Annotated in this window: 15 protein-coding genes and 2 pseudogenes; 3 read left to right on the plus strand and 14 right to left on the minus strand. The window is 60.8% G+C overall.

The features are described 5' to 3' along the window. Positions 1-89: 89 nt before the first annotated feature. The 13 genes and pseudogenes from PBDP_RS02185 to ubiE all read right to left on the minus strand — a co-directional run bounded on the left by PBDP_RS02185 (position 90) and on the right by ubiE (position 11954). Positions 90-431: a DUF6124 family protein gene (locus PBDP_RS02185; RefSeq protein WP_212801760.1), complete on the minus strand. Its 342-nt coding sequence runs from the start codon at positions 429-431 to the stop codon at positions 90-92. Between the two features lie 1362 nt (positions 432-1793). Next, positions 1794-3710: a methyl-accepting chemotaxis protein gene (locus PBDP_RS02190; RefSeq protein ID WP_163855679.1), complete on the minus strand. Its 1917-nt coding sequence runs from the start codon at positions 3708-3710 to the stop codon at positions 1794-1796. A gap of 128 nt (positions 3711-3838) precedes the next feature. Continuing rightward, a complete protein-coding gene (locus tag PBDP_RS30185; protein WP_370873793.1) occupies positions 3839-4732 on the minus strand; it encodes a methyl-accepting chemotaxis protein in 894 nt (297 codons plus the stop codon). A gap of 9 nt (positions 4733-4741) precedes the next feature. After that, a pseudogene (locus tag PBDP_RS30190) lies at positions 4742-5755 on the minus strand (methyl-accepting chemotaxis protein); the annotation flags it as partial. A gap of 158 nt (positions 5756-5913) precedes the next feature. Then, positions 5914-6621 carry a 16S rRNA (uracil(1498)-N(3))-methyltransferase gene (locus PBDP_RS02200; protein ID WP_212801762.1) on the minus strand — a complete coding sequence of 236 codons (708 nt, stop codon included), beginning with the start codon at positions 6619-6621 and terminating at the stop codon, positions 5914-5916. After that, positions 6618-7415 carry a twin-arginine translocase subunit TatC gene (gene tatC, locus PBDP_RS02205; protein ID WP_163855669.1) on the minus strand — a complete coding sequence of 266 codons (798 nt, stop codon included), beginning with the start codon at positions 7413-7415 and terminating at the stop codon, positions 6618-6620. The genes PBDP_RS02200 and tatC overlap by 4 nt, the downstream gene beginning before the upstream one ends. Beyond that, entirely contained in the window at positions 7412-7831 is a 420-nt protein-coding gene (gene tatB / locus PBDP_RS02210) for a Sec-independent protein translocase protein TatB (protein ID WP_116833979.1), read from the minus strand. The genes tatC and tatB overlap by 4 nt, the downstream gene beginning before the upstream one ends. Before the next feature lie 10 nt (positions 7832-7841). Further along, a complete protein-coding gene (locus PBDP_RS02215; protein ID WP_109752021.1) occupies positions 7842-8129 on the minus strand; it encodes a twin-arginine translocase TatA/TatE family subunit in 288 nt (95 codons plus the stop codon). A gap of 24 nt (positions 8130-8153) precedes the next feature. Then, positions 8154-8486: a phosphoribosyl-ATP diphosphatase gene (locus PBDP_RS02220; RefSeq protein ID WP_003186671.1), complete on the minus strand. Its 333-nt coding sequence runs from the start codon at positions 8484-8486 to the stop codon at positions 8154-8156. Further along, positions 8479-8877, minus strand: coding sequence for a phosphoribosyl-AMP cyclohydrolase (gene hisI, locus PBDP_RS02225; protein ID WP_003196931.1), 399 nt, complete (start codon positions 8875-8877; stop codon positions 8479-8481). The genes PBDP_RS02220 and hisI overlap by 8 nt, the downstream gene beginning before the upstream one ends. 81 nt (positions 8878-8958) lie before the next feature. After that, the gene (ubiB, locus tag PBDP_RS02230; RefSeq protein WP_109752022.1) at positions 8959-10563 is read right to left on the minus strand and encodes a ubiquinone biosynthesis regulatory protein kinase UbiB; all 1605 of its coding nucleotides are present in this window, start codon (positions 10561-10563) and stop codon (positions 8959-8961) included. Further along, a pseudogene (locus tag PBDP_RS02235) lies at positions 10560-11184 on the minus strand (ubiquinone biosynthesis accessory factor UbiJ). The gene ubiB and the pseudogene PBDP_RS02235 overlap by 4 nt, the downstream one beginning before the upstream one ends. Further along, positions 11184-11954: a bifunctional demethylmenaquinone methyltransferase/2-methoxy-6-polyprenyl-1,4-benzoquinol methylase UbiE gene (ubiE, locus tag PBDP_RS02240; protein WP_003196937.1), complete on the minus strand. Its 771-nt coding sequence runs from the start codon at positions 11952-11954 to the stop codon at positions 11184-11186. Before ubiE ends, PBDP_RS02235 begins: the two are co-directional and overlap by 1 nt. A gap of 155 nt (positions 11955-12109) precedes the next feature. Here ubiE and PBDP_RS02245 point away from each other — a divergent pair, with 155 nt between their 5' ends. The 3 genes from PBDP_RS02245 (at position 12110) to PBDP_RS02255 (ending at position 13987) form a co-directional block, all read left to right on the plus strand. Further along, positions 12110-12385, plus strand: a complete 276-nt coding sequence (locus PBDP_RS02245) for a polyhydroxyalkanoic acid system family protein (RefSeq protein WP_109752024.1) — start codon at positions 12110-12112, stop codon at positions 12383-12385. Between the two features lie 269 nt (positions 12386-12654). After that, the gene (locus PBDP_RS02250; RefSeq protein ID WP_039592410.1) at positions 12655-13077 is read left to right on the plus strand and encodes a phasin family protein; all 423 of its coding nucleotides are present in this window, start codon (positions 12655-12657) and stop codon (positions 13075-13077) included. Between the two features lie 10 nt (positions 13078-13087). Next, positions 13088-13987, plus strand: coding sequence for a phasin family protein (locus PBDP_RS02255; RefSeq protein WP_212801763.1), 900 nt, complete (start codon positions 13088-13090; stop codon positions 13985-13987). Positions 13988-14193: 206 nt separating this feature from the next. Here PBDP_RS02255 and PBDP_RS02260 read toward each other — a convergent pair whose 3' ends face one another. Next, positions 14194-14814 (minus strand): TetR/AcrR family transcriptional regulator, encoded by a 621-nt coding sequence (locus PBDP_RS02260; protein ID WP_109752026.1) that lies wholly within the window; start codon positions 14812-14814, stop codon positions 14194-14196. Between the last annotated feature and the right edge of the window lie 23 nt (positions 14815-14837).

Raw genomic sequence — 14837 nt, forward strand, 5'->3', positions numbered from 1 at the left:
TACGCAAAAAGCCCCGCTTCTGGAAGGAAGCGGGGCTTTTTGTTGGGTGCATTTTTTTACCGATGGCCCCGGACTTTGTGGCGAGGGAGCTATGGTCTAGGGTTGACGCTGTCCAACAGCCGATTCGCCAACAATCCACTCAGTTCGATCAGTTGCAGGATGCCAAGGGCAACATGGCGTCGCGTGCCTTTCAGGTCGAACGCAAGGTCGCTGACCATGGCATCGGCTGAGGCCAGGGTTTCGCTGAGGTTGGCCAGCAGGCTTTCGGTGTCGATGCCGTCGACGACGGTGAAGAGTTGGCCTGGCGAGGGTTTATTCTCGGATTTGGCCTGTTTGGGGTTCAGGTAGTAATCGAGCGTGCGATCAGCGGCTTCCTGGAGTTTCTTGGGGTCGGTTTCTGGTTCTGGTGGGTTGGGTGTGACCTTGTACATAGTTGACGCTCCTAGGGTAATGGAGCCGCCAGATATCGCTGCTAAACGAGAAGGGTGGCGACTGTACGCGGGTTAGCAGACCGGGACCCTAGAACCCGGCAGACCCGAAGGTCTCCCACGCACAACCGCCATGACATAGATGTGCAGGCGCTGAAGCCTGCTCACGCATGTGGAGAGCGTACGTCTAGGATTGTTCAGGCTGCTAAACCCGATCGCTGAACTGACAGCGACCTGCAAACGTTAAAGCCCAGGCCTAAGGCGTACAAGCCGGCGGATTCTGGCGTAGTTGTAGGCAATGGCGCAAGGCGCCGTAGCCTTGGGATGACGGATTGTGGGAGGGGGATTTTTGTGTGTATATCCGTTATTTAGGTAACGGCTGCTGACGGTTCCGCTCTTACAGCGGCTCACTTTTGAGAAGCCCGGAAGCCGGCCCAGTCAAAAGTAAGCAAAACGCTCCTGCCCCACCACTCGGTGCCTCGCTTAGGCTCGGCATGCCCTCACTCCGGCATTGCTCCGTGGGCCCGCCGCGAAGGGCCATCCATGGCCCAGCGCGGCTATCCCGGCATCCATGCCGGGATGCCCACTCCACAATGCCTGCGTTCGGCCATCGTGGTTAACGGGGCGCCGAGATCAACGTCCACCGCGAGGCGGCCTGAGAGCCGACCTGGTTCTGGGTGACCGCACTCCCCTGTGGGAGCGAGCCTGCTCGCGATGAGGCCACCACATCCGACATCTTCATCCACTGTAGCACCGCCTTCGCGAGCAGGCTCGCTCCCACAATGGCTTTGCGGTGTACATGAATGTTGTGCCCGCTGAAGATCAACGGTGAGAGGCCAACACATTCGATATCTTCATTGGCTGTGACATGGTCTTTGCGAACAAGCCCGCTCCCACAGGAGGAACGCGGTTTTACCAAGAGCTAGGTCGGCTATCAGGCCGCCTCGCGGTGGACGTTGATCTCGGGCGCCCCGTTAACCACGCTGGCCGAACGCAGGCATTGCGCAGTGGGCAACCCGGCATGGATGCCGGGTTAGCCGCGCTGGGCCATGGATGGCCCTTCGCGGCGGCCCACGGAGCAATGCCGGAGTGAGGGCACACCGAGCCTAGGCGAGGTGCCGAGTGGTGGGGCAGGAGCGTTTTGCTTACTTTTGACTGGGCCGGCTTCCGGGCTTTTCAAAAGTGAGCCGCCGTAAGGGCGGAACCCTAAGTAGCCGTTACCTAAATAACGGATATACACCCAAGAATACCTATACCCACAGACCACCAACTCAAGATGGCGCAGCCGCTGCTCCCTGCAATATTGTGAGCGCTGCGCACTCAAGCGGGAGCAAGCTCCCTCGCCACAGGTTTTGCGTAGGCCTGCTAGACCCTGAACCGCCCCACCAACGTCTGCAAATGAACCCCCAAGCGCGCCAGCTCAGCACTCGAAGCGGCAGTCTTCTCACTGGACGACGCTGTCTGCTCCGACACATCACGCACATTCAGCACGCTACGGTTGATCTCCTCAGCCACCGCACTCTGCTGCTCCGCCGCCGCCGCGATCTGCTGGTTCATCGATTGGATCGCCGAAACCGTACGAGTAATGTTCTCCAACGAACCCCCGGCGCGGCGGGTCAGTTCGACGCTGCTGTCGGTCAGGCTGCGGCTGTTGTCCATGATGGTCGCGACTTGTTCGGTGCCGCTTTGCAAGCCGACAATCAGTTCTGCGATTTCTTCGGTGGACTTCTGGGTACGCTGGGCCAGGCTGCGGACTTCATCGGCCACCACCGCGAAACCACGTCCCGCTTCACCGGCGCGGGCGGCTTCGATGGCGGCGTTGAGGGCTAGCAGGTTGGTCTGCTGAGCCACGGACTTGATCACGTCCAGGACGCTGCCGATCTTGTCGCTTTCACGCTTCAAGTCGCCCATGGCGGCGGTGGAGTTGCCGACTTCCTTAGCCAGGCGTTCGATCTGGGCAATGGCCTCGCCAACCACTTTGTCACCCTCGCGGGCCTGCTGGTCGGCAGCGACGGCGGCTTCGGAAGCTTCCTCGGCGTTGCGTGCGACTTCTTGCACGGTGGCGGTCATTTCGTGCATGGCGGTGGCGACCTGGTCGGTTTCCACTTTCTGGCTGTTGACCCCGGCGCTGGTCTGTTCGGTCACGGCCGAGAGTTGTTCGGCGGCGCTGGCGATCTGGGTCACACCTTCGCTGATGCCGCCGATCAATTGCCGCAGGCCCACGGTCATGCTTTGCATGGCGCGTTGCAGCTGGCCGAGTTCGTCGCGACGCTCGGAGGTGAGGTTGTGGGTCAGGTCACCGGCGGCCACGCGTTCGGCAACCTTCAAGGTCTGGCCGAGCGGGCCGACGATCTGCCGGGTGATGAACAGGGCGGCGATCACGCCAAACAGCAGCGCCAGGGCGGCCGCTACGATCAGGACCGTCTTGGCTTGGGCGGCGTCGTGGTCACGCACGGCGGTCTGGGATACGGTCAGCTTCTGGCTGGCGTCGATCAGTATTTGACCTTGCTCGGTCATGCGCTGGAGGGCCGCAGCGTTGTCGATTTGCGAGTCGCGGAATTGGGCGACCGCCGCGCGATAGAGATTGAACGAGTCGCTGGCCTGCTGCAGGTCGGCGGCGTGTTCCTGGGGCAATTGGTCTGGCAGGCGCGCGAGCAGTTTGAGGACGGTGTCGATGGCATCGAGGGCCGGTTGCTGGGCTTCGCTCTTGCCGCTGTAGGTGTAGCCACGAACCTGGTAGCGGGCTTGCTGGATGGCCTTGCTCAGGGTGACCACGCTGTTGAACGGGGTGATGTCGCCGGCTTGCAGCAACAACTTTTCAACTTCAGCGACGCGGGCCACGGCGTTGTCGGCGCTGGCGCCGAGTTTGCTACGGGCATCTTCGCGGTTGACGGTGGCGCGGGTCATCTGGGCGAAGGCGCCCTTGTATTCGGCGACGGCGGCCAGTTGCGCATCGATCAGCGCGACGTCGGCCGGTTGTTCGATCAACTGGCGAGCAGTCTTCAGGCCCTCTTCGAGCTTGCCCAGCAGGTCGTTGACCGCTTGCGGTCCTTTCTCGCCCCGCGTGGTGTTGTAGTCGATGCTGGCCAGGTTCAAGTCTTTGCTCAAGTCGTTGAGACTGGCAATGAAGCCCAGTTTGTCGCCCCGACTGATGACATTGCCCAGGCCGGACCAGCCGGTGAATGCAATCATCAAGGTGAGGAACAGCACCAGGCCGAAGCCTGCGCCGAGTTTGCGATTAACGCCTACGTTTCCCAGACCCTGGGCAAGCCACCGGAACATGCTGATACTCCCTTGTAGCGCTGATTGGTTTTATCAGGGTTGTATCGGCGGTTTTGGCGGGATCTGTAGAAAAATAGACGTAATGCATTCCTGTGGCGAGGGAGCAAGCCCTGGCCACAGGCTTTGGGTCAGACCTTGAAGCGTCCAACCAGCGTCTGCAAATGAACCCCCAGCCGTGCCAGTTCGGCACTGGAGGCGGCTGTTTCTTCGCTGGAAGAAGCCGTCTGTTCGGACACATCGCGAACGTTCACGACGCTGCGGTTGATCTCTTCGGCCACGGCACTCTGCTGCTCGGCGGCGGCGGCGATCTGTTGGTTCATCGATTGGATTGCCGAGACGGTACGGGTGATGTTTTCCAGCGAGCCACCGGCGCGGCGGGTCAATTCGACGCTGCTATCGGTCAGGTTGCGGCTGTTGTCCAGGGTGGTCGCGACCTGTTCGGTGCCCGATTGCAGGCCGAGGATAAGCTCTTCGATTTCTTCGGTGGATTTCTGGGTGCGCTGGGCCAGGCTGCGAACCTCGTCGGCCACCACCGCGAACCCACGTCCGGCTTCACCGGCACGGGCCGCCTCGATCGCCGCGTTGAGGGCCAGCAGGTTGGTTTGCTGGGCCACAGACTTGATCACATCCAGCACGCTGCCGATCTTGTCGCTCTCGCGCTTGAGATGGCCCATCGCTTCGGTGGAATTGCCTACTTCCTTGGACAGGCGTTCGATCTGGGCAATGGCTTCGCCCACGACTTTTTCGCCTTCGCGAGCCTGTTGGTCTGCGGCGACGGCCGCTTCGGAGGCTTCTTCGGCGTTGCGCGCCACTTCCTGCACCGTGGCGGTCATTTCGTGCATGGCGGTGGCGACCTGGTCGGTTTCCACTTTCTGGCTGTTGACCCCGGCGCTGGTCTGCTCGGTGACGGCGGAGAGCTGTTCAGCGGCGCTGGCGATTTGCGTAACGCCTTCGCCGATGCCTCCGATCAGTTGCCGCAGGCTGATCACCATTCGCTGTAGGCTGCCTTGTAATTGGCCCATATCGTCACGGCGGGTGACCACCAGGTTATGGCTCAAGTCGCCGGAGGCGACACGTTCAACGGCAACCAAGGTCTGCTGCAGTGGAACAACGATCTGCCGGGTAATGATCCAGGCCGCTAGCAGGCCAAACGCTAATGCCAGGATGGTGACGATGATCAGCACTTCTTTCGCATGCGTCGTCTCCAGGTCGCGTTTCTCAATCTGCGAGGTAGTCAAATGGTTGTTCAGGTCATTCAAACGGGCGCCCTGGTCGACCATTCTCTTGAGGGCTGATGCGCTGGCCACCTGCGAATCGCGGAACTGGCTGACGGCGGCACGATAGGCCTTCATCGATTCAGTGGCTTGTTGCAGGTTGGCGGTGTGTTGTTCCGGCAGTTTGCCCGGCAGGCTTTCAAGGTTTTTCAAGACACTATCGATGGCCTCCAGCGCCGGTTGCTCGGCATCGGCCTTGCCACTGTAGGTGTAGCCGCGAACCTGGTAGCGCGCTTGCTGGAGCAGTTTGCTCAGCTCGATCACACTGTCGAATTGCGCAACACTGTCGCCTTGGCGCAAGGCATTTTCGACCTCCTTCACTTTGGCCACGGCATTGTCGGCGTTGGCGCCAAGCTTGGATCGGGCCGATTCGCGGTTCTGCGTCGCCTGGGTCAGGTCGCCGAAGGCGCGTTTGTATTCATCGAGGATGGACAGTTGCTGATTGAGCAACTCCTGGTCTGCCGGACGTACAAACCGTTTGAGGGCCGCTTGTATGCTTTCCTGAAGCTTGCCCAGGAACTCGCTGACGACAGCGGGCCCTTGTTCGCCACGCCGCATCTCATAGTCGAGACTGGCGACTCGCAGATCCTTGGCCAACTCATTGAGACTGGCGATAGACGCCTGCTTGTCAGCGCGGCTGATCACGCTGCCCAGGCTATTCCAGCCCGCGAAGGTGCTCAGGAGGGTCATGAGCAGTACCAGGCCAAAACCGAAACCCAGTTTGCGATTGACGCTTACGTTTCCCAGCTTTTCGGTCAGCCAACTGAACATGCTGATACTCCTTCGAACCTTTTGTAGGTCTTATGAGGAGAGTATCGACTATGTCACAGGGATCTGTAGAAAATAGGTGAGAGGTTACTTCCAGAGGGTGGCGTTCTTAACCCGGGGGGATAAATCTACCCTGTCACAAAAGTGCACAGGCCATGGGATCAGAACAGTCGTGAGAGCAGCGCCGTAACCGCGGTCTCGACCCGCAGGATCCGCTCGCCCAACTGCACCGGTTGCAAGCCGGCCTTGCCCAGCAGGTCGATCTCGTAGGGAATCCAACCGCCTTCGGGGCCGATGGCCAAGGTCACCGGTTCTGTTAGCGCTCGCGGGCAGGGCGGGTGGTTGCCAGGGTGCCCGACCAGTCCGAGGGTGCCGTTGGCGATGGCCGGCAGGCGGTCCTCGACGAAGGGTTTGAAGCGTTTTTCGATAATGATCTCTGGCAGCACACTGTCCCGGGCTTGTTCCAGGCCCAGGATCAGTTGCTCGCGGATAGCCTCGGGTTCGAGGAACGGCGTCTGCCAAAAGCTCTTTTCCACGCGATAACTGTTGACCAGCACCACCCGTGGCACACCCATGGTGGCGACGGTCTGGAACACTCGCCTGAGCATTTTCGGACGCGGTAGCGCCAGCACCAGGGTCAGCGGCAACTTGGCCGGTGGCGGCTGGTCGAGGGTCACTTGCAGTTCGGCCTCGCGAGCCTCCAGGCGCAGCACCTGGGCCGTGCCCATCAAGCCGCCGATACGCCCGACCCGCAGGCTGTCGCCGACAGCGCTGCGATGGACTTCCTGCATGTGGGTCAACCGGCGATCGCTCAGCACGACCCGGTCAGGCCCGATGAAATCGGCCTCTTCGAGCAGCAGCAGGTTCACGCTTGGGTCGCTGGCGGCTGGTCGTTGTGGTCATCGACGGGGTGTTCCTCGGGCTCCTCTTCCCGGCGCTTGCGCACCAGGCCACCGAACAGGATACCGATCTCGAACAGCAGCCACATCGGCACGGCCAACAGGGTCTGGGAGAAAATGTCCGGCGGGGTCAGGATCATGCCGACCACGAAGCAGCCGATGATCACATAGGGGCGGATCCTCTTCAGGTAGGCCACGTCCACCACGCCGATCCACACCAGCAGGACCACCGCCACGGGGATTTCGAACGCCACGCCGAAGGCGAAGAACAGCGTCATGACGAAATCCAGGTAGCTGGTGATGTCGGTCATCATCTCCACGCCTGCCGGCGTAGCGGCGGCGAAGAACTTGAAGATCAGCGGGAACACCAGGAAATAGGCGAAGGCCATACCGGTATAGAACAGCAGGATGCTGGACACCAGCAGCGGCACGGCGATGCGTTTTTCATGCTTGTACAGGCCCGGTGCGATGAAGCCCCAGATCTGGTGCAGGATCACCGGGATCGCCAGGAACAGCGAGACCATCATCGTCAGCTTCAGTGGCGTCAGGAACGGCGACGACACGTCGGTAGCGATCATCGTTGCCCCTACCGGCAGGTACTGGCGCAGCGGCGTGGAAACGAAGGTGTAGATCTGCTGGGTGAAGGAAAACAGCCCGGCGAAGATGATGAAAACCGCCGCGACGCAACGCAGCAGGCGGGTGCGCAACTCGGTGAGGTGCGATACCAGCGGCATCGGCTGGTCGTTTTCAGGGATATCGCTCATGGGGCTCGCGGCGGCAAAGTAGGGTCGTTGGGAGCTGCTGGCGTTGTTACTGTCGCGGCGGGTTCCACCGGTTGGGCCGGCTCGGCCACCACGGGCGTCGTGTTGTCCACCGACGCCTGTGGCGCAATCGTCGGCTCGACCGCAGGCTGAACCGGCGTCGGCTCCTGTTGGGTCGGCGTGAAGATTTTCCGCGCTTCCTGCTCCAGGGACAGGATATGTTCGTTGTGAAGTTGCCGACGGATGTCGTCGGCACCGATCTCACGTTCAACTTCCTGTTTGATCGCATTGAAGCTGCGCTTCAGGCGCCCGATCCACAGACCGGCGGTACGCGCAGCACCCGGCAGGCGCTCTGGGCCCAGTACCAGCAGGGCGACGAGGCCGACGAGCAGCAGTTCAGTGAAGCTGATCCCAAACATTAGTCAGTGCTCACGAGTCTTTGCGGACGGGCTCTTCGACTTTTTGTGCCTGCACGTCGATGGTGTGCGGCGCATTCACAGGCTGGGTGGCCTGGGGATGTACCGGTTGGGCTGGCTGTACCGGTTGCGCCGGGGCAGCCGTCGGGTCGGCCGGTTTTTCGTCATCGTTCATGGCTTTGCGAAAGCCCTTGATCGACTCGCCGACATCGGTGCCGAGGTTTTTCAGTTTCTTGGTACCGAATACCAGCACCACGACAACCAGGATGACGATCCAGTGTTTCCAGTCAAAGATACCCATGTGGCTATTCCTCTCAAAAGTTGATCAGGCGGACGGGCGCGAGGCTTTTTCGACGTGCCCGGACAGACCGAAGCGACGGTCCAGTTCATCCAGTACGGCCTGCGGATGCTGCCCCAGTTGGGCCAGCATGACCAGGCTGTGGAACCACAGGTCGGCGGTCTCGTAGATCACGTCGCTGCAATCGCCGCTGATGGCGGCGTCCTTGGCGGCGATGATGGTCTCGACCGACTCTTCGCCGACTTTTTCCAGAATCTTGTTCAAACCCTTGTGGTACAGGCTGGCGACATAGGAACTGTCGGCCGCGGCGCCTTTGCGCTCTTCCAGCACCTGGGCCAGGCGGGTCAGGGTGTCACTCATGGGTATGTCCTGAATAAATGGCATGCGGGTCCTTGAGCACCGGGTCGACGGTTTTCCAGTCGCCGTTCTCGAAGACGCGATAGAAGCAGCTTTGACGGCCGGTGTGGCAGGCAATCTCACCGACTTGTTCGACCATCAGGATGATGACGTCGCCGTCGCAGTCCAGGCGCATCTCATGCAGGTGCTGCACATGCCCGGATTCTTCACCTTTGCGCCACAGCTTGCCACGGGAACGTGACCAATAGATGGCGCGGTTCTCGGCGGCGGTCAGGGCCAGTGCTTCGCGGTTCATCCAGGCCATCATCAGTACGCGCCCGGTCTTGTGGTCCTGGGCGATGGCCGGCACCAGGCCGTCAGCGTCCCATTTGATCTCGTCCTGCCAGTTTTTCATCTTTGACTCCGACCATGGGCCACGCACCTGAAGTCGGCGGGCCCAGCGTTGAAACAGTGTGCCAGCGCGAACCGGTGCTGGCTATCGGCGAACGACCAGATACAAGCCGACGATTACCATGATTGCGGCGGGCCAATGGCCCAATTCGCTCAACGGCCCACCAGCCGCCAGCATTGCGCCACCTCCCAGGTGAGCTGCGCCGAGCAGGCGCAGGAACCAGTCATCCTTGCGTCGGTGCCACGGTGGCGCCGGGTCGTGGGCATGGGGCTGGGACATGCGTTCGAGCAGGTCGCGGGTCATGTTGGCCAGGTGCGGGAGCTGCTCGAACTGGCTTTGCACGTTGCCCAGCAAGGTTTTGGGGCTGACGCGCTCGCGCATCCAGCGTTCGAGGAACGGTTGGGCGGTGTTCCACAGGTCGAGGTCCGGATACAACTGGCGGCCGAGGCCTTCGATGTTCAACAGGGTTTTCTGCAACAGTACCAGCTGTGGCTGAACCTCCATGTTGAAGCGGCGCGCGGTCTGGAACAGGCGCATCAGCACCTGGCCGAAGGAAATATCTTTTAACGGTTTTTCGAAGATCGGTTCGCACACGGTACGGATCGCCGCTTCGAATTCGTTGAGCTTGGTCTCGGCCGGGACCCAGCCCGAATCGATGTGCAGTTGGGCGACACGACGGTAATCACGCTTGAAGAAGGCGAACAGGTTGCGCGCCAGGTAATCCTGGTCCTCGGGAGTCAGGCTGCCGACGATGCCGCAGTCGATGGCAATGTATTGCGGGCTCCACGGTTGCACGGTGCTGACGAAGATGTTGCCCGGGTGCATGTCGGCGTGGAAGAAGCTGTCGCGAAATACCTGGGTGAAGAAAATCTCCACGCCACGCTCGGCCAGCAGCTTCATGTCGGTACGCTGGTCGGCCAGGGTTGCCAGGTCGGTGACCTGGATGCCGTAGATGCGCTCCATCACCAACACTTTCGGGCGACACCAGTCCCAATACACTTGCGGCACATAGAGCAGCGGCGAGCCCTCGAAGTTGCGGCGCAACTGGCTGGCGTTGGCGGCTTCGCGCAGCAGGTCGAGTTCGTCGTAGATGGTTTTTTCGTAGTCCTGGACCACGTCCACCGGATGCAGCAGGCGGGCGTCGGCCGACAGCCGCTCGGCGGCGCGGGCGAGGATGAACAGCCACGCCAGGTCCTGGGCGATGATCGGCTTGAGGCCCGGGCGGATGACCTTGACCACCACTTCTTCGCCGCTCTTGAGCTGCGCGGCATGCACCTGGGCCACCGAGGCCGAGGCCAGGGGCTCGACGTCGAAACGGCTGAAGACTTCGCTGACCTTCTTGCCCAGTTGCTCTTCGATCAGCGCCACCGACAGCTTGGAGTCGAACGGCGGCACGCGGTCCTGCAGCAGCATCAGCTCATCGGCGATGTCTTCGGGCAACAGGTCGCGACGGGTCGAGAGAATCTGCCCGAACTTGATGAAGATGGGTCCCAGGTCCTGCAAGGCCAGGCGCAGGCGTGCGCCGCGCGTCAGGTCCAGCGTTCGCCGGGGGAACCAGCGCCACGGCAGCACGAAACGCAGTGCCAGGAGAAACCAGGGCAACGGCAGGGCGAACAGCAGGTCATCGAGGCGGTAGCGGATCACGACGCGCTGGATGCGCAACAAACGGCGGACGGCAAGCAGCTTCATGCGTTATCGCTTGGTTTCAAGGGATCGGGAAAGGCGCTCGAAACGCGCCTCGAGACGTTCCAGGTCAAGCTTGACCTGGTCCAGTTCATTAAAACGGGCCTGGGCTTCGCGTTGGCCTACGAGGGTACGCGATTCTTCGGCCAGGTATTCACTCAGATTCTGCCCCAGGCTGGCGAAGCCCTGGCGATACCAGCGGCCGCGGCTACGCAAATGGCCGCTGAGCAATTGGGTCGCCACCGGGCCGATCCAGCGAGACACTTCGTATTCCCAATCCAGCTCCAGGTCCTGGAGAATCGCCGCCAGCTCCAGCAGCACGCCACTGTCGCCGTCGAGTTCCACGTCAGGGCTGTGCAGCACGGCAGTCTTGTCCTTGCCCAGGGCCAGGTTCAGCAGGCTCGACGCCGGGGCACGCAGCGTGCAGTCGGCCTCGGCTTCCCAGTGGGCGGCGAGCATCAGGCCTTCGTCGCTGGGCAGGATGAACAGCCGCAACGCCGGGCTGCGGCAGTCCACGGCGATCACTGTGCCGCTCAAGTGCGCCAGGCGCGCGAGCGCCGTGCTGTCCAGGCGCAGCACCCGGTTGAGGCCGAGTTCGACGCTGGCGAGCAGGCCGGTGAGCAGCATCAGGGTTTGATGCCGCGATGCAGGGCGACGATGCCTGCGGTCATGTTGTGGTATGTCACGCGGTCGAAACCGGCCTCGACCATCATCGACTTCAGGGTTTCCTGGTTCGGGTGCATGCGGATCGATTCGGCCAGGTAGCGATAGCTTTCCGAGTCATTGGTGATCAGCTTGCCCATCAGCGGCATGAAGGCGAACGAGTAGGCATCGTAGGCCTTGGACATCAGCGCGTTGGTTGGCTTGGAGAATTCCAGCACCAGCAGGCGGCCGCCGGGCTTGAGCACGCGCAGCATCGAGCGCAGGGCGTCTTCCTTGTGGGTGACGTTGCGCAGGCCGAAGGCGATGGTCACGCAGTCGAAATGATTGTCGGGGAACGGCAGCTTCTCGGCGTCGGCCTGGACGAACTCGACATTGCCGGCCACACCCAGGTCCAGCAGGCGGTCGCGGCCGACCTTGAGCATGGATTCGTTGATGTCGGCGAGCACCACCTGGCCGGTCGGCCCGACGATGTGGGAAAACTTCTTCGTCAGGTCGCCCGTGCCGCCGGCGATGTCCAGTACGCGGTTGCCGCTGCGCACGCCCGACAGCTCGATCGCAAAACGCTTCCACAGGCGGTGCATGCCGCCCGAGAGCAGGTCGTTCATCAAGTCATACTTGGCGGCCACGGAGTGGAAAACCTCGGCGACTTTTTCCGCTTTCTGGCTTTCCGGCACGTTCTTGAAGCCGAAGTGAGTGGTGGGTTCGGCATCGCTGCCTTTGCGCTGATCAGTCATATCGCGGTCACCAAAAAAGAATGCGGGACATTCTAATCCCGGTGGAGGGCTTTGTCTTGGCAAGGCTGAAGGTAAGATGGGCTACCGCCGGGACGTTTTGACGCAGCCAGGGTCTGAAACGTTCAGGCAAGTCCCGATAAAACAGGAGTCACCCGATGGCCCGTATAACTGTTGAGCGTGCCCATGGCCTGGGCAAGGAAGCGGCGCGAGAGAAGGCCGACAAGCTGGCCCAGAAGTTGTCCGACAGCTATGGCCTGGAGCCGCAGTGGGAGGGCGATACCCTGAAACTCAAGCGTTCCGGGGTCAAGGGCGAAGTGCATGTGGGCGAGGATTCGATCCGCGTCGATGTGGAGCTGGGCATGTTGATGTCGGCCATGAGCGGCACGATCAAGACGGAAATCGAAAAGGCGCTGGATAAGGCGTTGGTTTGATTGATCGAAGGGTGGATGGAATGCGTGACTCAAGTTCACCACCTATTCACCTGTGGGAGCGAGCTTGCTCGCGATTGCATTGCATCAGTCACATCAAAGTTGGCTGACGCTCCGCTATCGCGAGCAGGCTCGCTCCCACATGGGAAGTCAGCGCCAACAGGATGTCTGTCAGTTGTTAGGGTGCCCTTTCTAATTATTGTCACTACTTTGTGCCTGAGCCCGTCCATGCGCGGGCAGTTCCTCAAACCTTTTTTCGAGTGAGGTGCACCATGGCCAAAGTTATTCTGAAGAAAAAAACCGACGTTGAATCTTCCACGCTCAGCGACGTGAAAACGTACGCGCGCAAGATCTGGCTGGCTGGCCTGGGCGCCTACACGAAGGTCGGCCAGGAAGGCAGCGAGTACTTCCAGGAGTTGGTAAAGGCTGGCGAAGTTATTGAAACAAAAGGCAAAAAGAAAATTGCCGGGAAACTTGAAGCGGCCAACAGCGAATTGATTGAAGCCAAGACCGACGTCAATACTTTCAAGGCCCGGGTTGAAGTACAACTCGATAAAGTCGAGAAGGTATTTGATGCCCGTGTTGCAAGTGCCTTGAATCGTATCGGCATTCCGTCTAAACATGACGTTGAGACACTCTCTGCTAAGCTCGATGAGCTGACAGCATTGCTCGAACGTGTCGCGCGTAAACATTAAGGAGAACGGGATGGCTGGCAAAAAGATCACTGAAAAAGAAGGCAGCTCGTGGGCCGGGAAGATTGAAAAATACTCCCGCAAAATCTGGCTTGCTGGTTTAGGCGTGTACTCGAAGATCGACACTGACGGCAGCAAACTCTTCGAGTCCCTGGTTAAGGACGGCGAAAAGGCCGAAAAACTCACCAAGACGGCCGTCGGCAAACAAGTCGATGCGGCCAAGGGCACTGCCGAGTCCGCCAAGTCGCGAATCGGCGGCGTGAAGGATCGTGCACTGGGCAAATGGGACGAACTGGAAGGGGCTTTCGACAAGCGCCTGAACAGTGCGATCTCGCGTCTGGGCGTGCCGAGCCGCAATGAAGTGAAGGCGCTGCACAGCAAGGTCGATACGTTGACCAAGCAGATCGAAAAACTCACTGGCGCCAAAGTCGCACCGGTAGCGACCAAGACGGCAGCGGCCAAGCCGGCGACCAAAACGGCAGCCAAGCCATTGGTCAAGGCCGCGGCAAAAACCGCCGCCAAGCCTGCTGCCAAAGCAGCGGCCAAGCCCGCGGCTAAAACCGCAGCGGCCAAACCTGCTGCCAAAGCGGCGGCCAAACCGGTGGCGGCGAAAGCGGCAGCCAAGCCAGCGGCCAAACCTGCTGCTAAAACCGCAGCGGCCAAACCTGCTACGGCCAAAGCGGCAGCCAAACCTGCCGCCAAGCCTGCTGCCAAAGCAGCCGCTAAACCTGCGGTGGCAAAAAAACCGGCTGTGAAAAAACCGGCGGCGCCAAAAGCAACTGCACCGAAGGCGCCGACCGCGGCCGCCAAACCGGCTACCTCGGTGAGCACGGCGAACTCCGCCGCAGCGCCGACCCCGGTCGCCACTCCGACTACCGCGCCGGCTCCAACGACGCCTCCCACCCAGTCCTGATTCTTGAGGACATGCAAAAACGCCCGGCCTGTGAAGGTCGGGCGTTTTTGTTTGTACGCAGGTCAACCTGTGGGAGTGGTGGTGCAAATATTGAAATCACCCAGAAAATAATGTGGGAGTGAGCCTGCTCGCGATTGCGGTGTGTCAGCCACATTGATGTTGGATGTGCGACCGTCATCGCGAGCAGGCTCGCTCCCACAAGGTACTTACTCGTGTTCTTCCAGGTAGCGCAACGCCAATTGCTCGGTCGCCACCTTGGTCGCAGGCGGCAGGTGCGGGGCTACCAGCATCATGATCTGGTAGACCACCAGCCGGACCTCACCCTCACGGTCGAGGATCCGCTGATAGTCCAGCGAGAACAGCAAGGTCATGGTGATCTGTTCCACCAGTTGCCCCAGGGCCTGGGTATCGCTGACCAGCAACCCCTGGGCCTTGAGTTGCGCCAGCAACGAGGCGAGGGTTCGTTTCAGGGCATTGAGCAGTTGGCGAATGCCCTTGGCCAGCTTCGGCAAGCGCCCGGCCAGGTTCGACAGGTCCTGGAACAGAAACCGGTACTGGGCCAGACGCTCGACGATCAGATGCAGGAACAACCAATAGTCTTCCGGCGCCAACTGCACGTCCGCCGGAGGGTCCAGCAGCGGTGCCAGTTCGCTCTGGAATCGCTCGAACAACCCGAGGATCAGCGGCTCCTTGCCATGGAAGTGGTAGTAGAGGTTGCCCGGGCTGATGCCCATTTCGTTGGCAACTTCCATGGTGGATACGTTCGGTTCGCCCTTTTCGTTGAATAACTGCAGGGCACATTCGAGGATGCGGTCGCGGGTTTTCATCCGTTCTTCTTAGTGATCAAGTC

This window comes from Pseudomonas sp. St290 (genome assembly GCF_018325805.1).
Lineage (GTDB): Bacteria > Pseudomonadota > Gammaproteobacteria > Pseudomonadales > Pseudomonadaceae > Aquipseudomonas > Aquipseudomonas bijieensis.